This is a genomic window from Ktedonobacter sp. SOSP1-52, from assembly GCF_016587395.1.
The window spans coordinates 1,278,601-1,295,687 of the sequence record NZ_BNJH01000001.1; the positions used below are offsets into that span (position 1 = coordinate 1,278,601).

17 protein-coding genes are annotated in these 17,087 nt (G+C 53.5%); 11 read left to right on the plus strand and 6 right to left on the minus strand.

Annotation, left to right across the window (positions count from 1 at the left end; all coding sequences use genetic code 11):
• Nucleotides 1–73: 73 nt before the first annotated feature.
• Nucleotides 74–1,255: a phosphotransferase family protein gene (locus JMJ16_RS05805; RefSeq protein WP_201379178.1), complete on the plus strand. Its 1,182-nt coding sequence runs from the start codon at nt 74–76 to the stop codon at nt 1,253–1,255.
• A 43-nt stretch (nt 1,256–1,298) separates the two neighbouring features.
• On the opposite strand, the gene JMJ16_RS05810 is transcribed toward JMJ16_RS05805, so the two are convergent.
• Both JMJ16_RS05810 and JMJ16_RS05815 read right to left on the minus strand, forming a co-directional pair.
• Entirely contained in the window at nt 1,299–1,760 is a 462-nt protein-coding gene (locus JMJ16_RS05810) for a GNAT family N-acetyltransferase (RefSeq protein ID WP_201379180.1), read from the minus strand.
• Nucleotides 1,761–1,873: 113 nt separating this feature from the next.
• Nucleotides 1,874–2,509: a class I SAM-dependent methyltransferase gene (locus JMJ16_RS05815; protein ID WP_201379182.1), complete on the minus strand. Its 636-nt coding sequence runs from the start codon at nt 2,507–2,509 to the stop codon at nt 1,874–1,876.
• Between the two features lie 702 nt (nt 2,510–3,211).
• Here JMJ16_RS05815 and JMJ16_RS05820 point away from each other — a divergent pair.
• Entirely contained in the window at nt 3,212–4,054 is an 843-nt protein-coding gene (locus JMJ16_RS05820) for a hypothetical protein (RefSeq protein WP_201379184.1), read from the plus strand.
• A gap of 55 nt (nt 4,055–4,109) precedes the next feature.
• On the opposite strand, the gene JMJ16_RS05825 is transcribed toward JMJ16_RS05820, so the two are convergent.
• The 3 genes from JMJ16_RS05825 to JMJ16_RS05835 form a co-directional block, all read right to left on the minus strand.
• Complete coding sequence (locus JMJ16_RS05825) at nt 4,110–7,280, minus strand: tetratricopeptide repeat protein (protein WP_201379186.1); 3,171 nt, start codon at nt 7,278–7,280, stop codon at nt 4,110–4,112.
• Nucleotides 7,281–7,290: 10 nt separating this feature from the next.
• Nucleotides 7,291–7,710 carry a hypothetical protein gene (locus tag JMJ16_RS05830; RefSeq protein ID WP_201379188.1) on the minus strand — a complete coding sequence of 140 codons (420 nt, stop codon included), beginning with the start codon at nt 7,708–7,710 and terminating at the stop codon, nt 7,291–7,293.
• Nucleotides 7,711–8,242: 532 nt separating this feature from the next.
• Nucleotides 8,243–9,082 (minus strand): hypothetical protein, encoded by an 840-nt coding sequence (locus JMJ16_RS05835; RefSeq protein WP_201379190.1) that lies wholly within the window; start codon nt 9,080–9,082, stop codon nt 8,243–8,245.
• Between the two features lie 163 nt (nt 9,083–9,245).
• Here JMJ16_RS05835 and JMJ16_RS55890 point away from each other — a divergent pair, with 163 nt between their 5' ends.
• The 8 genes from JMJ16_RS55890 (at nt 9,246) to JMJ16_RS05870 (ending at nt 15,047) form a co-directional block, all read left to right on the plus strand.
• Nucleotides 9,246–9,377 (plus strand): hypothetical protein, encoded by a 132-nt coding sequence (locus JMJ16_RS55890; RefSeq protein ID WP_255553164.1) that lies wholly within the window; start codon nt 9,246–9,248, stop codon nt 9,375–9,377.
• 279 nt (nt 9,378–9,656) lie between these two features.
• Nucleotides 9,657–10,262, plus strand: coding sequence for a glucosaminidase domain-containing protein (locus tag JMJ16_RS05840; RefSeq protein ID WP_201379192.1), 606 nt, complete (start codon nt 9,657–9,659; stop codon nt 10,260–10,262).
• Between the two features lie 409 nt (nt 10,263–10,671).
• Complete coding sequence (locus JMJ16_RS05845) at nt 10,672–11,004, plus strand: hypothetical protein (RefSeq protein WP_201379194.1); 333 nt, start codon at nt 10,672–10,674, stop codon at nt 11,002–11,004.
• Nucleotides 11,005–11,154: 150 nt separating this feature from the next.
• The gene (locus tag JMJ16_RS05850) at nt 11,155–11,337 is read left to right on the plus strand and encodes a hypothetical protein (RefSeq protein WP_201379196.1); all 183 of its coding nucleotides are present in this window, start codon (nt 11,155–11,157) and stop codon (nt 11,335–11,337) included.
• A gap of 13 nt (nt 11,338–11,350) precedes the next feature.
• Nucleotides 11,351–11,926, plus strand: coding sequence for a hypothetical protein (locus tag JMJ16_RS05855; RefSeq protein ID WP_201379198.1), 576 nt, complete (start codon nt 11,351–11,353; stop codon nt 11,924–11,926).
• Complete coding sequence (locus JMJ16_RS05860; RefSeq protein ID WP_201379200.1) at nt 11,919–12,986, plus strand: hypothetical protein; 1,068 nt, start codon at nt 11,919–11,921, stop codon at nt 12,984–12,986. The genes JMJ16_RS05855 and JMJ16_RS05860 overlap by 8 nt, the downstream gene beginning before the upstream one ends.
• 385 nt (nt 12,987–13,371) lie before the next feature.
• Complete coding sequence (locus tag JMJ16_RS05865) at nt 13,372–14,352, plus strand: hypothetical protein (RefSeq protein ID WP_236601214.1); 981 nt, start codon at nt 13,372–13,374, stop codon at nt 14,350–14,352.
• Nucleotides 14,349–15,047 (plus strand): DUF488 domain-containing protein, encoded by a 699-nt coding sequence (locus tag JMJ16_RS05870; protein WP_201379203.1) that lies wholly within the window; start codon nt 14,349–14,351, stop codon nt 15,045–15,047. The genes JMJ16_RS05865 and JMJ16_RS05870 overlap by 4 nt, the downstream gene beginning before the upstream one ends.
• Nucleotides 15,048–15,101: 54 nt before the next feature.
• On the opposite strand, the gene JMJ16_RS05875 is transcribed toward JMJ16_RS05870, so the two are convergent.
• Nucleotides 15,102–15,341 carry a hypothetical protein gene (locus JMJ16_RS05875; protein WP_201379205.1) on the minus strand — a complete coding sequence of 80 codons (240 nt, stop codon included), beginning with the start codon at nt 15,339–15,341 and terminating at the stop codon, nt 15,102–15,104.
• Between the two features lie 297 nt (nt 15,342–15,638).
• On the opposite strand from JMJ16_RS05875, the gene JMJ16_RS05880 reads away from it, so the two are divergent.
• Complete coding sequence (locus tag JMJ16_RS05880; protein ID WP_201379207.1) at nt 15,639–17,081, plus strand: hypothetical protein; 1,443 nt, start codon at nt 15,639–15,641, stop codon at nt 17,079–17,081.
• Nucleotides 17,082–17,087: the final 6 nt, after the last annotated feature.

A 17,087-nucleotide genomic window follows, 5' to 3' on the forward strand; every position in this document is an offset into this window, starting at 1 on the left:
CTACTGTTGGAGGAACGTGTAGGCGCGTACGTCAGTAGCGCACGTCTATCAGCAATAATAGAAAGATAATGTTATGAGCGATCTCTTGCTGACGGCCGGAAGGAGGGCCGAGAGCATTCTCTCAGAGAGATTTGGTAGGCGGGTAAAGTTGGGTGAGGGGGAGGAATTGCAGGGGAATGCGCGCTCGCGCGTGTTGCGCTTCCCGGTGCAGGAGGGGCCAGGATCGGTGCCTGAGAGCGTGATTGTGAAGCATACCAATAGCGAGACGTTCGCTCCAGAGGCGGGGAATGGCGCGGCCTGGCGTCTGTTTAATGATTGGGCTAGCTTACAATTTCTAAGCCAGGTGGAGGCACCAGAGCCGTTTGCTCCTGCCTTCTATGGTGGAGATCCACAGGTGGGGCTGTATGTGATGGAGGATCTCAAGGCGGGGATGCGCCTGGATCACCTGCTGCTGGGAAGCGATCAGGAGGCCGCTGAGGCCGGGCTGATGGCCTATGCCAGTCTACATGGACGCCTGCATGCTTTGACTGCTGGGCGCGAGGCGGAGTATGTGAGCATACGCGAGCGCCTGGGGCCAGTCGAGAGCAGTGATAGCTACTATCACTACGAATGGCTTTCGGCGGCACTGTGTGAGATCACTGGCTTGCTGGACGTGCCGGTCAAGCCGGGTGCGGATGAGGAACTACAAGACCTGCGCGCTAGCCTGCTTGCTCCTGGTCCCTTCAATGTCTTTGTGCAGTCAGATGCCGCGCCGGATAACTTCCTCTTCGATGGCACGCACTGGCGCTTGCTGGACTTTGAGGGCGCTCGCTATACGCACGCGCTCCTCGAAGCCTCTTATTGCCGCATGCCCTTCCCAACGTGCTGGTGCGTCTATCGCATGCCGGAGCCGCTGATAGAGGGTATGGAGACTGTCTACCGGGCCGAACTGGTAAAGGGCTGTTCTGCCGCTGGAGATGACGCGCTCTTCTACCGTGGGCTGGTTGGAGCCTGCATCACCTGGGTACTGAGCTTCCACGCCATAATACGCCCCCTGCAAAAGATGCTGGAGCAGGATCGCCTGCTGATCGCGCTCACCGACCGCCAGCGCTTCCTGCTTTATCTCAACTCCGCTGCCCAGGCCTGTGCCTCCTTTGGCTACCTCCAGGCTGTGGGCGATACCCTGCACGCTTGCGCCAAACAGCTCACCCAACGCTGGCCCGAGGCCGCCAACCCGCCCTACTATCCCGCCTTCAGTAGCCGCGTACGCCTGTAGCGGGCGCCCGCTACAGGCGTACGCGGCTACTTGCGAGGAGCCTCTAGCTTATTTGCTTCTCGTATAGGATAACTTCCAGGCCCTGGTAGTTATCGCGGCCAACTTCGCGGAAGCCGTTCTTCTCGTAGAGCCTCTGGGCGGGAAGCTGGAGGATGGAGGTGTCGAGGTGCAGGGTTCGATAGCCGAGGGCGTGGGCACGGGCTTCGAGTTCGGTCAGGATGAGCTGGCCGTAGCCGTGCCCCTGGTAATCGGGATGGACACGCATGCGTTTGATCTCGGCGCGTTCCGGACCTGTGCGCTTGAAGGCGCCCATCGCCACGAACTGGCCATCGCATTCACCAATCAGAAACTCTCCTTGATTCTGGAGATACACCTCCTCGATGGCATAGACATCATCATCCCAGGGACCACGCCCCAGGTAGGCCCCAGTCTGCTGAATGGCATGCACATGTAAGTGCTCGACTGCTTCTCGATCAGCAGGCTTATAACGGCGCAAGGTGAACATGGAATGTATCCTCACAATTACTCGCAGATAGCGCCACAGGCCAGCGGCGCTATCGGTTGCTTGTTACTGTTAAAGATCATATGCGCTGGGACAAACCACTGTCAAGCCAATTATCATCTCTCGCCAATCAAGGCCACGTTGTTGTATTGGCGGGAGAAAGGGCCGCGCTCCAGGCGCGCCACTTTGAAGCCGTTGCGCAGCATGTCTGGCACGACCTGTTCCTCAAGGGTGACCTGGAGGGGCCATAATTCTTCCACTCCCTGGGCGTTGAGCATACCCGTCGCCAGTGTGACAATCATTTTGCCACCGGGTCTGAGAACACGCCATAGTTCCTGGACTATCTGTGAAGGTTCGGGCCAGAAATAAAAGGTGTGGATGGTCATGATCTTGTCGAATTGCTGATCCTCGAAGGGGAGGGCTGCGATATCTCCCTGCTTTAAGACGACGCGTCCGGCCCGGATGGCCTGTGCGTTTCGCTTTGTCGCTACCTGCACCATAGTTTCGGAGAGGTCAATACCCATGACGCGCCCTGCCGAGGCCTTCGCTGCAGCTAGCATGATGCCCCGGCCCGCACCAAAGCCTACCTCTAAAACTGTATCCGTTGGCTGAATGTCCAGCAATTCAAGCGTCCAGTCAGTTTCTGGCTGGTGCTGTTGTATCATCCTCTCGCCAACCACTCGCCCAAGTTGGCCCCTTGGCCGCTGGTGCTGCTCATGCCACTTGCCCGCGAGGCGTTGCTTTACCTTCATCAGGTCCCTCCATGAAAATATGTTCTATTTAGCGTATTATACCATCATAGCGTTCTAGAAGCCATGCCCACCGCTGCCTTGGCTCGCAAGCTCTCCTCGGGATAAGGGTTGTGGATGGAAAAACGGCTTTGCCGTTTTTCCATCCACAACCCTTATCCTTGAGCGCCGCAGACGCGATGATTCTCTTGAGAAGGGGAAATATGGACTAGCAACTTAAGGAGGAACTTTTCATGTATATAAACATACTATTTTGGCTGTGAGGTATTACCACAAATTCGTGCTTAGAACATTTGGATAAAGGCTGTACAATAGATGGGTTTATGTGATATGATTGGAAGTAAGAACAAATGCACCAATATACAAGATATGCGAGAGGGTAGCTTCATCTTCTTTGCATGTGTATGCGGCGGTTGATAGGTGGAAGGGACAACAACACTATGACCACGAGTCAAACACGCAGAATATGCCCATGACGCTTATCCGCGCTTCCCACTGTTACGCAGGTGTATACCATAATTCTATAGAAAGGAAAACGGAACCACCTTTTGTGTGAGAAGTACCGATTAGCCGTCAGTAGCTTTCTCAGGTGATTCCGCCCATATGTGTATGGGTATACTACAACCATTTCTTGGGCTTGTCAACGAATTAAATATCAATATAAGTGCCTCTTGTAGCGTAGTACCACAGTCTGGAAAGGTCTCTATGCCGCACCAAAAGCCGGTGCAGGGAAGCCACCAGGGCGAGGATACGCCAGCAGTAGCATCAATAACCTCTAAAAATGTCTCTAAAAGTGAATCTCCTGAAAGTACTAACTTCCAATATGGCTATCGCGAGTTTGAGGGTTTTAAGGGCAAACGCCTCCTGAAACGCCTGATGAAATATATCCTACCGGGAGCGCTCTGTTCCCTCTGGGAAGCGATCATCGAGTTTCAAAAGCAATCTCAAGAGGCCTATATCGGGGTCGATGCGCTGGCAGAGTATATGAACCGCTGTGAACGTACGATACGTAATGGCTTGAGGGCGTTGCAAGACCTGGGGTTGCTGGTACTGCAAAAAGAGCGCATCCTCCTCAGGCAAAGCGATGGAAGCTTTCAAGCGCGTAAGGTAACGTGCAAAAAATTTGATCCACTCCATGATCTGGCCTTTCGCTATATGCATTGGGAGAAGTCCCCGGAATATGTGCCACCCACCTGGGATCATGCTGAGTTTATTCTCAACCACGAGGAAATTCTCTTTCAGGTGCGCGATTTCGCAAACTATCGGCGCCTCTTCAAAAAGAAGCCGGGACCCAAGAAACGCCACCAGGGGGAGGAACAAGAACATCTACCCGCTATCCGTTGCTCCAATACTCAGTGCAGTTATTGCTATAATCAAGCGGATGCACTCAAATCTGAGCTTCACATGCGCTTTATGGCGCTCCATAATGTGGAAGATATGCTAGAGTGTGATAAAAGCAGAATAAGCACACTTTGGAATAAATATCTCCAAGGATATTCCCCGTATACCACGAGCACATTTATACGCTTAGCTCTAATCCTGCCTTAAGTTGATATGGGAGGTTTTTGACACCTGAACTTGACACCTTATTGTGTTTGTCAGCTTAGAATGTGACAGCCTTATTGTTTTGGCATATGTTCTTTAAGGCGTGGCAACAGAGGTGTAAGTAACTCAAGCTTTTTTGAATACGGTAAAGATTTGCTAAGGAGAAGAGACTGGTTGCGGTCTGAGGATGCTTAGGTCCCAAGACCTGTTCGCAGATGGCGAGGGCACGCTGGAAGAGAGGCTCGGCCTGCTCATACTTGCCCTGCCTTGCATAGAGAGCAGCTAGATTGTTGAGATTGGTTGCGGTCTGAGGATGCTTAGGCCCCAGAACCTGTTCGCAGATGGTGAGGGCACGCTGGAAGAGAGGCTCGGCCTGCTCATACTTGCCCTGGTTCACATAGAGACTAGCCAGATTGATGAGACTGGTTGCGGTGTCGGGGTGCTCAGGTCCGTGGACCTGTTCGCGGATGGCGAGGGCACGCTGGAAGAGAGGCTCGGCCTGCTCATACTTGCCCTGCCTTGCATAGAGGAGGGCCAGGTTGTTGAGACTAATTGCGATGTCGGGATGCTCAGGCCCCAGGACCTGTTCGCGGATGGCGAGGGCACGCTGGAAGAGAGGCTTGGCCTGCTCATACTTGCCCTGGTTCATATAGAGGAGGGCCAGGTTGTTGACACTAGTTGCTGTGGTAGGATGCTCAGGCCCCAGGACTTGTTCGCGGATGGCGAGGGCATGCTGATAGAGAGGCTCGGCCTGCTCATACTTGCCCTGTCTTGAATAGAGATGAGCCAGACTATTGAGACTGTTTGTGGTGTCAGGGTGCTCAGGTCCGTGGACCTGTTCGCGGATGGCGAGGGCACGCTGGAAGAGAGGTTCGGTCTGCTCATACTTGCCCTGGCTCACATAGAGATTGGCCAGGTTGTTGAGACTGGTTGCAGTGTCAGGGTGTTCAGGTCCCAGGACCTGTTCGCAGATGGTGAGGGCACGCTGGAAGAGAGGCTCGGCCTGCTCATACTTGCCCTGCTTCGTATAGAGACTGGCCAGGCTGTTGAGATTAGTTGCGGTGCTGGGGTGCTCAGGCCCCAGGACCTGTTCGCGGGTGGCGAGAACACGCTGGAAAAGAGGCTCGGCCTGCTCATACTTGCCCTGCTTCTCATAGAGATCAGCCAGGTTGTTGAGACTGGTTGCGGTGTCAGGGTGCTCAGGCCCTAGAACCTGTTCGCAGATGGTGAGGGCACGCTGATAGAGAGGCTCGGCCTGCTCATACTTGCCCTGGCTTGCATAGAGAGTAGCCAGGTTGTTGACACTAGTTGCTGTGGTAGGATGCTCAGGCCCCAGGACCTGTTCGCAGATGGCGAGGGCACGCTGATAGAGAAGCGTGGCCTGCTCATACTTGCCCTGGCTTGCATAGAGAGCAGCCAGGTTGTTGAGACCGGTTGCGGTCTGAGGATGCTCAGGCCCCAGGACCTGTTCGCAGATGGCGAGGGCACGCTGGAAGAGAGGCTTGGCCTGCTCATACTTGCCCTGGCTTGCATAGAGACCAGCCAGGTTGTTGAGACCGGTTGCGGTCTGAGGATGCTCAGGCCCCAGGACCTGTTCCCAGATGGTGAGGGCACGCTGGTAGAGAGGCTCGGCCTGCTCATACTTGCCCTGGTGCTCATAGAGACTAGCCAGGTTGTTGAGACTGGTTGCGGTGTCAGGGTGCTCAGGACCCAGCACTCGCGTACTAATCGTGAGGGCTTGCTTCAAGTAAGATACTGCTTCAGTATATGCGCCGATCTTATCAAGATGAGTGCCCAATGTGTCGCAAAGTGCTGCTACCATTGCATCCTCACGCGGGTAAGCTTCGTTCGTGATGAAACGCAGGTGTGGCAGGAAGGTCTGTAAGAGAACAGGATGGCCTGTGCTATACAGTAAGCTTGCCTTTGTTTCCACTACTTTCTCGACTGTGGTTTGTACCTCTGGTGTGTTAGTCGCAGGTTGGAGTCGGATGAAGCTCGCTAATAGTTGGTGCAAGCGATAGCTTACCTCCCCGGCTCCATAGAAGGTTTCGAGCAGGCCCAGCCCAGCGAGGCGCTTTAAGGCACGGACGCAGCGATCTTCTAGGACATCGTCCTCTTCTGGCCCCATGGTTGCACGTAATAGTTCACGCGGAATGGCTACACCTGGTGCGAAATAAGCTGCATGGGCCAGGAGGCTAATGGCGAGGGCATCGACAGGGTCCTTCTCATCCAGGCGCTCGTAGCTAAGAGCAAAAGTACGCGCGACATCACGAATGTGCCGGGTCGTATAGGTGCTGCCCTCCGCTTGCAGTGAGGGATGCTGGAGCGGTGGCATGTTACTCAATGCCTTCAAGTAGGCACTGGCACGCCCCAATCGGCTCTCCCGATATTCTTCGAGATAGTTTCCGGCCAGATGCAGAGCCAATGGCAAGTCTCCGACTACTTCGGCAATGTTGTTGCGCTCCTCAGTTGTCAAGTCAGGCCGATACTTCCCAAGCAACTCGATGCTTTCTGGACGCTTCAAGTCGCTGAGGGCATGATGGTGGACGTGTAGATCGCTGTCCCAGGTGGCGCGACGGCTGGTGACCAGGATACGACAACCTCCCAGTGGTGGTCGCCAGGTGGCCAGTAGCGCCTCTTCCTCACAGTTATCGAAGATCAGCAGACGTGGTAGGTCACTCTGCCAGGCAGCAAGGATCTGTATGACCTGTTCTTCTAGAGGTAGCGTATGCAGATCCAGACGCAGTTCCTCCTGTAAGGCGGTGCGGCAGGCCGCAATCTCGCTCGGGATGCCAGTGATATCAGCAAAATTGAGCCAGAAGACCCCACCAGCAAAGTAGCCCCCATAGCGAAAGATCACTTCGCTGACCAGCTGAGTTTTGCCCATGCCACCCATGCCACTGATTACGACCGTCACAGGCTCCTCCGCCTTCAAAGCCTGGGCAATAGCCTGTAGATCAGCCTGACGGCCCACAAAGAGGGGATTACGCTCGAAGACTGGCAACCGGGAATGGACAGCAACAGGTTGTGCAGCGGGCATAGGAAACGACTTGAGCGGCAACTGGGCCAACCGCTCGTGAGCCGCAGTAATCACCGCATGTTCAACCGGGCGAGGCCGCACGTCTTCATAGACGTTGACCGAGGCAGTGCTGTTATTAGTCGCCTGAGCGATATAGCTCCCCAGCGCTGTCTGTTCCCTAACAGGCGGCTCATCTCGTGGTTCTATCATTGCATGCTCTCTACTTTTCTTTCCTTCGCGGATCATGGATAGTCACGGAGGCTGTGCTTCCCCGATCGGCCTGAGCAATATAGCTGCCGATGGCTTGCTGAATGTGCTGCTCCCCACCAGGCAGCGTCTTTAGTTGATCTAGCACGGCCTGAGCAGCCCGTCGAATCTCGGAGTCCTCATCGGCTTTCACCTCAGCAAGCACCTCTTTGATCTCCTCTTTCCTGGCGTCCGAGTCAGGCTTCTTTTCTAGTCGCTCCACTGCCTCAGCCACCTCACCTTTTTCGCCAAACTTTTTCTTAAGCAGGGTCGTCAGGGCTGTGTAGCTGTCGACCACTGTCTTCTTTCCAAGCTCAGTGATACCTCCACTAATAGCTCCAATGGCCCCAGAGGCAACTGCCGCCAGAATCGCCGTTGTGGTTATGGGCTCCATGCCTGTTCCATCCTTCCTCGTCTCGATAAGTCGTTCAAAGCCGCTCTCGTCTTCTCCGCTTCCTCAATCTCCCCAGCTTTGAGGGCTCAGAACTGGCACATCCTCTGATGATTCTGCACCCTAAGCCTTCTAGAAAGATCTGGAGGAGAAAACAAACGAGCACTTCTGGGGATTAGCTCATTTCACTCTATAATACCTTATAAACTTTTTGAATTCATTTTTTCATGGAAAGACTTCTCAAGCGAAGAGGAGATCAGCCCAAGCTATATGTAAAACCTATCACTGTGAGCGATTTTTTCACGTATCCTGGGCCTATCTCTTTTTATGTTAAAAGAGTGGAAATAGAGGGAGAGTTGAAGCCCACGACGCGAGAAACTAGGCGTTCTTCTGATACAGTCCCAAGTAATAGAGTCTTATGAGTATTAATTAGGCGACCCGAGCCAGTTCCGGGTAGCGAAGTGGAACGGAACTGGCCGGCTCGCCTTTATAGAATTAAGAAAGCCCCTGATAGTAGTGACTACCAGGGGCTTTCTTACTCTTTTGTGCTCTCGTTTAATGCTTCTCGATAAGCGCGTATTATTGGTGCTCCAGACTCTTCTATGTCGATAGTAAAAAGCCTTGTGTCTGGCCGGGGGAACATTACTTCACTAAAGCCGAAGTGTTGTAGAAGTCTTACACCGCTTTTTGTTGCTCCTACTGCAATCATTTTTTCCACTATCACCCCTCTGCGGCCTAAGTCCACCACTGTGTCCATGAATCTAGAGATGAGCCTAGCTCCATACTTGCGTCTTAGGTCTTTGTTTAAGCTTGGCTTGATGCCTATCTCTGCTATATAGAGCTGGACATGGTTGCCTGTCTCGTACTCTTCTATATCCTCTGTGGCGATTTTTACATCACCCAGGAGAAAAGAGATATCACCTCTTAGAGCCTCCTCGAATCTAGTTGAGTTGGGTTTGAATGGCAGTACTGTTGTGATACCTATGACCTCTCCGTCTCTCTTCAGCACATAGACGATTTCAGGGTTTTTTGTTAGCCAGATCGTCCATTTTTTTGTGAGAGTGGCATCGTCTTCGGTGTTTTTGATATCAAAAAGTTCTCTATTCAGAGCAATGCATGCTGGTATATCTGCTGCTGCTGCTACTGTAAACTCGGTCTTTTCGGTTTCTTCTTCAAGGTCGAAAAATGCTTGGAGTTCGCTGGCAAGTTTCTCCACGTCCTTTTCCAGGTAGTAACCATGCTTTCTCCCAGGTGGGACTACATGCTTTATTTTTCCTTGCTTCACATAGTTGAGTACCATAGCCCCACTAATATTCAATTTTTCTTTAACTTCCTTTGAGGTTATGTAGCCTTTAGGTGGCTGATATCTTGGCATCGGCGTATCCCTCCCTTTTTTAGAATTGTAACTTTTTTTATATTTGTTTGCAATGAGGTGGTGCAGGTATTGACAAGTCCAATCTCATATTGCATAATCTAATTGTTAGTAACATTACTAACAATTAGTAATGTTACTAACAAATATCAAAGGAGGGTATCTAGTGAAGTTTGATCGGGAGAACGTTTTTGTGATGGTGGCCGGGGCTGCATTGATGGGCCTTGTTCTTGCGTTCTGGAGTCCCTTGATTGTCGCCGGGCATTGGTTCTTTCAGTTTGCGTTGCGGTTTCTGTAAGGAGGTGCTATGGCAGAGAAGACTAACAGGGATGTACAGGTGATGCGTCGGGTTACTTGTAGCAAGTGTGGGCAGACTGCGCTTGAGGTTGGAAAATCACCTTTAGGTCGGATACTGTATCGCTGTTCTCGGGGGCATGTCTCTGTAAGGTAGTGCGGTGTTGAGCTAAGGTGGCCGCCTTAGCCCAACGGTTTGAGCGTTCGCGGGTTAAGCTAGGCTCGATTTCATTTAGACATATCGGGCCTGGCCTGTCAACTTGTGCATCAAGGAGGGTGCGATATGTCGTCTCGATTCATGAGCCTGGTTGGGCTGGCTCTTATCATTGGCGCTCTGACGCTTGGCCTGGCCTGGTATACCTCTTCTCCTCTGGTCAAGCGCGTTGAGGCAAGTGTGAATGCCTCGTCTGATAGCGTTGTTCGTACGTCGTCCGATACGGCTAGTATCCTTGGTACTCCTACCATCTCAGCAGCTTTCATTGATGAGGTGCTTGCTCACTATGGCTCTCCTGCGGCTGGCACTGGTAAGGCGCTCTATGAAGATGGCGGCATGTACGGGATTGATCCGGCCTTTGCCCTGGCCTTCTTCTGGCATGAAAGCCAGTTCGGTCTGAAGGGTGCCGCTCACGATACAAAGTCTCTTGGAAATATTATCTGCACACCTGGCTATCCCTCTTGCATTGGTCGGTTCCGTGCTTATTCCTCCTGGGAAGCGGGCTACCTGGATTGGTTCCGCTTGCTTAAGTCGGAGTACATCCCTCGCGGTCTGACCACGGTTGACACGATTATTCCCGTCTATGCTCCTGGCTCGGAGAACAACGTCCCTGCATATGTCTCTTCTGTTCGCTCGATGGTGGCCGCGCTGCGCTCCGGTCGGATGGGGGTGTAACGATGGGACCATGCGTTCATTCCTGGGTCAACTATATGCGGGGTTGGTTCTGGTGTTCATCCTGTCGGCTGTGTGCTGCCTGTCCGGTGTGTGCTGGCCGTGCTGATGGTAAAGCGCCTGGCGGTGCTCTGGTTCACTACTGTGAACAACACAAGTCATATGCCAGGATTGGTGGAAAGCGGGTGACACGATGACGGTCCATTCTCGGCGTGCAGGTGTGGGAGCTGGTGCCCATCGTCACCAGTGGATCAAGGTTGTCGGTTCTGTAGGATGGTTTCAATGTGGTTCTTGTCTCTGTAGTGCGGTTTGCCCTGGGTGCTTGGGTGGAATGCCTGCTGGTCGGGTTCCGGTCATCTGGTGCGTTCGTCATCAAAAACAGGTTCATTAGTTGCGAAAAGGAGAAAACACTATGGCTGCGATTTTAACCGGTATTGTTCTGAACAAACGTCCTCTCTCTGGTGTGATTGAGGAAGGCTCTCATAAAGGTGAAGAATGGCGCTTTCTCGCTATGGAAATCAATGATATGCGCTTTGGTCGTGTCTGGTCCTGTCAGGTGCGTGGCGATGATCCCCAGTACGATGACCTCGAAGATGCCGACCTGGTCGGGCATAAGGTCAAGGTTACCGTTTCCGCACAGACGGCGGGTGAGCGTACGCTCAAGGATGGACGCAAAATCATGCAGATTCGCTCTCAGATTACTAACCTTAAGGACCTGGGTGTCCCTGCTGACGATGACGAGTAGCGCGTGTATGGTGGGCCTGGCTTCGGTCGGCTCACCTTTCTTTCGTTGCGTGATGGTGTGTGCGGACAGAGGTATGACACCTCTGCCGCTTTCGCGGGATACTCGACTGCCTGAGAAACACGCGAGTACCCTACAAGGAGATTATACCGCATGATGCAGGATGATGACCAGATAGCTGATGTACATACGCCTGACAATCCCTACTGTGATGATTCTTGGTGTTGGTGTCATTCGGACGCTGACTATCATGAGGGTGTCGTGCATCCAACCTCGACAAAAGAGGATGAGGAACGTGCTTTTTCGTTCTTTGGCATTTTTCGGATAGGGGCATGAAGGAGGGTATTGTATGTTTGATGCTCGGCTCTACCCTGCTGAATGGCGGGCACTGCGTCGTCAGAAGCTTGAGGCTGCCGGGTATCGCTGTGAAGCATGCGGCGTGCTGGATCGCTCGGTGATGAAGAGTGCGCGAACGGGTGAGGATTACATGGTGTATCTCTCCATCGCGCATAAGAAGCAATATCAAACGTGGTTACGTGAGGCTGAGACGATGGTGCTGTGTCAACGGTGCCACCGTCGCTATGATCGCCAATTTCGGCGCAAGGGAGGTGCTCGGACGTATACCCCGATTAGTAGGATTGATGTGTATGTGCAAGAGGGTGGGCGCTCGGTCCTGGCTGGTGAAGCTCGCACCTATGATGACCTGCGGGACCTGGTGGCAGCTATGCCAGAACACACAAGCTTTGAGGTGCATATGGTGATGCACATGGCAATTGTAGGCAATGGTTTGTATGTCAAGGAAGAACAGGGTGGGATCGTCAAGGTGCTGGCTGAATACGGCGCATGTGTGGGCCTGGCTCCCCAGCTCCCGCCACTCGCAACGTTTAAGATCAAACATGCTCGCAAGGAGGGCAAACATGAGTGAACAGCAACAGTCTCAAGGTTTCATGGGCAAGCTTGGGAAGGCCTTCGGCTTTGGGCGCTCTGATGATGAAGACGGTATGACCGGTGTACCTACTCAGCGTGGACCTTCTGGCCCTCGCTCTCCTGCCCGCTTCGTCAATGGGGAAGCATTTGAGGATGACCCGGACGCCTTCCAGGGCGAAAAGCTTTCGTATGAAGACATGATGAAACGGCGGCGTATAGAGCGCGTTGAAAAGGCTCGCGTGGGGCGTCCGTTTCATGAGCGCGTGATGCTCTTCTTCCTCAAGATCTGGCTCCTGGCCGGGCCGATTGCCTTTGTACTGCTGACGGCTGCGGAAGTGGCCTACATTCTCACGCACCTGGTTGCGCCTGGGGATCGCAACGGGCAACTCATCATTTGGGGCGGCGCGCTCTTCATTGAATTTGCCATGATGTTCACCACGTTCGGCGTGGGCATTAAACGGCATGAGGTGGCTGAACAGCGTGAGATTTATGGCCGTGTCGATGGGGCGCAAGAACGGGCGGTCTGGATCGGGACTGGCCTCTGGTTGGTCTTCGCAGCCATTAACATCATTGGTCAGACGGCGTTTCTCCTGAGTATTGTTCAGTCCAGCCATGACCCCAACATGAACATCATGTACCTCTTCGTGGCCTCACGTGTGATTGGCTTCATCCTGGGTGATGCTGGGACGGCCTTTTTCCTCGGCCAGGTCGATAGCAATGATGTACGCCTGATGGCTCGCGCTGAACATGAGCGGGGCAAGCTCTATACCGAACTGGCTGAGGCTGAGGGCAAGCGCAAGCTGTTGGAGGCTGAGGCGGATAGCAAGGTCAAGCTCCTGGGGATCAAGGTTGAGCAAGAACAGGCGGATGCTGAGTTCCTCGCCCGACTCAAGGAACAGACGTTCATGCGCCTGTTGCAAATGCCGACCGGTGCGCCTGGTGGGTCGTTGCCGTCGCCCAGCGCCGATCTGCCGATTACGGGTGAGTTTCAGACGATGAACGCCGAAGGGCAAGCGCCTGAACAGGAACGGGTGAGGATTCGTCGGTTGGACAAGTAACGGTTTCTCTTTGAGCGCCACGCGCCACGCGCTTTGCTTGGTGGGCGGCGCTCATCTCTCTTCTGATGCGCCTTATAGTAGAGCTTTTCATACATAACGAAAAGGTTATTACTGATGTCTCTCTCTCAAGGGTTAATAGTAAATAACGTGGCTTGTGGTGCGGTGGGAACACGTGTCGCTGAGACGGGCAAGAGAGTTCGCAAACGAAATGAGCAAGGTGATTTCTACGTCTGTATGGCCGGGCGTCCGTATGAACGTCTCAGCGCCAATAAAGGGCATATTTACAGCTCAAAAAGGGTGTTCTAAGGCATTTTTATCTATTTCATCATCTATAACCTATTACTTTTGCTTATGGTTGATTCTGCCTAAGAAAGGAGGTGAGCCGGTGTCATTCTCGCGTGAAGAACTGGGCGTCCTGGTCAATACCTGCATCGGGCGGCGCAATGACTACGCTATCCAGCGCGATGACGGCGGATATCTACGGGCGGATCGCGTGTTGACGTATGATCTGGTGCGTGCACACCTGGCCGGGCAAGTGACCCTCGGGACCTATGTCATTGATGAGCAAGGGGGTTGTCGGTTCGCGGTGTTTGACTGCGATACACGGGGCGGCCTGGTTGACTTGGTTGAGGTGCAAGAACGGCTTGCTGTGGATGGGATCGTCTCTCACCTGGAGGCGTCCCGGCGTGGTGGTCACCTGTGGGTGTTCCTGGCCTCGCTCGTCTCTCCTGCCCAGCTCCGGCGCTGGCTCTTGCCGTACTGCCCTGAAGGGATGGAGTTCTTCCCCAAACAGGATAGCACGCTGGCCGGGCCTGGCTCTCTGGTGCGGGTGCCTCTGGGTGTGCATCGCCTGTCAGGTGAGCGTTACCCCTTTGTCCATTTAGATCGCTCGGAGTGGTTCCGTCGCCTGGTGCCGGTGGCCTCTGAGGTTGGGGCGTCCCTCGCCTGGCTCTCGACGGTCCAACGGGTAACGCCGCCCGCGGCGATACCCTCGCCGGAACGTGAACACGCTCAAGAAGCACCCAAGAAAAATACTCTTCAAAAAAACATTGCGGTGCTGACCCGTCCCACGGCACGCATGACGATTCAAGAGTGGTGCGCTCAACAGGATGCGCTAGGTGTGATTGGGCGCTATGTGACTCTGGATCGGAGCGGGTTGGGATGTTGCCCGTTTGGCTGGCATCACTCGGACGGAAAAGACACACATCCGTCTCTGTGGGTGCATGAGCCAAGGAGGCCGGGTGGTGCCTGCTGGTATTGCCACACCTGGAAACAGGGCGGCTCCGTGTTTGATTTTCTGCGCCTGTACTACGGTCTAGAGGCGCGTGAATTGTGGCAACGCATACAGAAAGGAGGGCACCTATGAGCAAGCAAGGAACGCTTTACACGCTTGGGTATGCACACCCTGAGACAGAGCGCCAGGTGCATCAGGTGATGCGTGATGAGCGGGCGGTGCTGGTCGATATTCGTCTGTCTCCCTATTCAAAGTGGGCGGCGACCTGGAATAAGGAGGCGCTATGCTCGGCGTATGGCTCGCGCTATGTGTGGGATCGGCGGCTTGGCAATGTGAACTATGCACACAAGGAACAGGGTATCCAACTCGCGCCAGGTCATGAAGATGCGGTGCGTGAGGTGGCGTCCTGGCTGCGTGAAGGTCGCCCGGTGGTGTTGCTCTGTGCCTGTCGGGATGCTCGCACCTGTCATCGTAGCTTGGTCGCCAAGTTGGTGCAGGTGGCTCTCCTTGAGAGGGAAGATCATTACCCTGGCCTCTTAGCTCGCTATCGAGGGGATGAGGTGCCGCCTGTGATTCTGCCTGAGGCACTGCCAGGGATGCAGTGGTTCTCGGTGGTATTGTGGACCCGGTGGCCTGATCTGCTGGCAGAGCATCATGGCTATATTCTTGGGAAGTCTGCCTTCAATGCGATTGAAAATATGATGCGCTACTATCGCCTGTCATCGGTGGCGCGTGCGGCTGCGCATACCCTGGATTTCTCGTTGTTCTATCGCTGTGCTCGGCCCTGGGTGCTGTTGGATCGCAGTGAGGAGGAGGGTGAAGCGTGATGAAAAGCGGCGGGCGCGGTACCGTAAGTAAACCGTACCGCGCAAAATACATGGTTATTGGTTGGTTGGTTTCTTTGCTTGCTTCTCTTTTTTGGCCCTTGCGACAAGTTTTTGTACCCCCAATTGAACGAGGAGGTAGGCATGAAAATAGATCTCGAATTCGATCACTTTGTTCACCATTTGCTGTGAAGACAACTTGTAGAAGACGATTACAACGCCACTGAGAAAGGCAAGCATAACAATCTCTATGGCAATGAAGAGTACAGTCCACACAACTTTGGGATTGATCTGCATGTTTCTTCATTCTCCAATTGTATTGGGACATGGTTATCAGTCTGGTTGAACGCTTTTGTTTTTTCGCTTTGATTTCAATTTTTGTACGACTAACGAGAGAAGGATACCGGCATGAAAAAGGATATCAACAGAGATGATTGTGTATGTTCGATATGAAGGAGCTGGTATCCCAATGGTGCAAACACCAATGATAAAGATCAAAATAAGGGCTTCTAAAAAAATGATGCCAAGTATGGATGTAAGTATGGGTGGCAATTGCATTTTCATTTCTCGCTTTAGCTCTGAAAGGAGGCCGTTATGAATAGTGCCGTAAGAGTACTTGGGGCGTTTGTGGATACGCTTGTGCTTAATATATACCAAACCAGGGCAGATTTCCAGGTGATCAAGGGAAGGCTGGATAGCGAGCTTCTTGAGGAACTCAAGGCCCTGAAAGAAAAGGCACAAGATGATGAGGAGCCAGTTGAGACACGCTTTTCATTTTGTAAGGTGCCTTTGCTGATGACGGCCAAGGGTGGGGATGGCTTTCAGTGGATCTTGAAAAATAAGCTGCTCACGCTGGCGGTCAATCGGAGTTCCAAGATGCAGTTGATCGCGCAGGTGCGGTGCTCTTCGGAGTACCTATGGAGTATGCGTGACCTGGGCAAGGTTGTGCATGAGGTGTTTGGCTTCCTGGTCACCATCTTTGGACAACGTATCAAGCTGCAAGTCTCGGCCTGTGACCTGGCGGCTGATGTGGTGGGCCTGCACCTGGGGACGATCTCGGACGTGAAACGCAACTTTGTGACCCGTGCCCAACTCACGGAAGAGCGGCCACTCTCTGAGGATGGCATGATTGATGGGCCTGATGGCATTAAGCAACGGTGGGGGCGCATTACGGGCCTGCCATTTGGCGCTCGTAACGGGCATGTCTCGGCGCTGCTCTACAACAAACAGCATGAGATTAAGTACAAGTCCAAGGAGAAGGAATGGTTCTACGACCTCTGGCGTGTGGCGAAAGATGCGGAAACAGGTGAGCCCTTGTGGGATGGGGAAGAGGAGGTCTGGCGCGTCGAAATGCGGTTTAAGCGGCCTGCACTCAATGAAATGAAGGGTGAGAACTTCCACGGGATCGATGATGCCTTTGACCTGGAAGAGCACCTGCCAGGCCTGTGGGCGTATGCCGTTGGTCACGTCGATGGTGGTGAAGATGGCCTTCCTGATGGTTGGCTGCGCTATGTCATAGCGACTGAGGATACCAACCGCTCGCGCTGGCCGGTGCATCCTGATTGGGAAGTCATCCAGGGCGCATTTCAACAGAAAGAGGAGCTGGAAGAGACAGACTATGAGCGTGAGGAACGGGAACGGGAAGAGCTGCTCCAGCTAGTTGATGAGGAACTGGAGGCTCGGCCTTTCCCCACCGACGAGAAAAAAGAGCCTCGGCCTGGTCGTCGCGTTGTGGCGGCTGCTCATCCGGTGGTGCCTGAGTCCTTCACGCTCAAGCCCTACATTCGCAAACGGAAGCGGGAGAAGAACATGTTGCGCCTGATCGCGCAAATAGCGGGCCTGCTTATCACGTTGGAAGCCTGGCGGCAACCATCGCATGAGGAGCGGGATGTGTTCTCTGATCTCTCGGATACGGTGTCTTTTGCCTTCAACCATGTGGAGGAATACTACGACGAAAAAGAGCGCGACTTTGAGAGAGAAGTCAAGAAACGGCGTGTACTGCTCAGTATTCCTGACAAGTCTTCTCAAGCTGCATAAGGAGGT

Bases quoted from the DNA above. Each gene is read 5' to 3' on its own strand.
- JMJ16_RS05820 (WP_201379184.1), top strand. From the start codon at position 3,212: ATGCCGCACCAAAAGCCGGTGCAGGGAAGCCACCAGGGCGAGGATACG.
- JMJ16_RS05830 (WP_201379188.1), bottom strand. From the start codon at position 7,710: ATGGAGCCCATAACCACAACGGCGATTCTGGCGGCAGTTGCCTCTGGG.
- JMJ16_RS05835 (WP_201379190.1), bottom strand. From the start codon at position 9,082: ATGCCAAGATATCAGCCACCTAAAGGCTACATAACCTCAAAGGAAGTT.
- JMJ16_RS05875 (WP_201379205.1), bottom strand. From the start codon at position 15,341: ATGCAGATCAATCCCAAAGTTGTGTGGACTGTACTCTTCATTGCCATA.
- JMJ16_RS05845 (WP_201379194.1), top strand. From the start codon at position 10,672: ATGGCTGCGATTTTAACCGGTATTGTTCTGAACAAACGTCCTCTCTCT.
- JMJ16_RS05815 (WP_201379182.1), bottom strand. From the start codon at position 2,509: ATGAAGGTAAAGCAACGCCTCGCGGGCAAGTGGCATGAGCAGCACCAG.
- JMJ16_RS05855 (WP_201379198.1), top strand. From the start codon at position 11,351: ATGTTTGATGCTCGGCTCTACCCTGCTGAATGGCGGGCACTGCGTCGT.
- JMJ16_RS05810 (WP_201379180.1), bottom strand. From the start codon at position 1,760: ATGTTCACCTTGCGCCGTTATAAGCCTGCTGATCGAGAAGCAGTCGAG.
- JMJ16_RS05860 (WP_201379200.1), top strand. From the start codon at position 11,919: ATGAGTGAACAGCAACAGTCTCAAGGTTTCATGGGCAAGCTTGGGAAG.
- JMJ16_RS05805 (WP_201379178.1), top strand. From the start codon at position 74: ATGAGCGATCTCTTGCTGACGGCCGGAAGGAGGGCCGAGAGCATTCTC.
- JMJ16_RS05870 (WP_201379203.1), top strand. From the start codon at position 14,349: ATGAGCAAGCAAGGAACGCTTTACACGCTTGGGTATGCACACCCTGAG.
- JMJ16_RS05825 (WP_201379186.1), bottom strand. From the start codon at position 7,280: ATGATAGAACCACGAGATGAGCCGCCTGTTAGGGAACAGACAGCGCTG.
- JMJ16_RS05850 (WP_201379196.1), top strand. From the start codon at position 11,155: ATGATGCAGGATGATGACCAGATAGCTGATGTACATACGCCTGACAAT.
- JMJ16_RS05880 (WP_201379207.1), top strand. From the start codon at position 15,639: ATGAATAGTGCCGTAAGAGTACTTGGGGCGTTTGTGGATACGCTTGTG.
- JMJ16_RS05840 (WP_201379192.1), top strand. From the start codon at position 9,657: ATGTCGTCTCGATTCATGAGCCTGGTTGGGCTGGCTCTTATCATTGGC.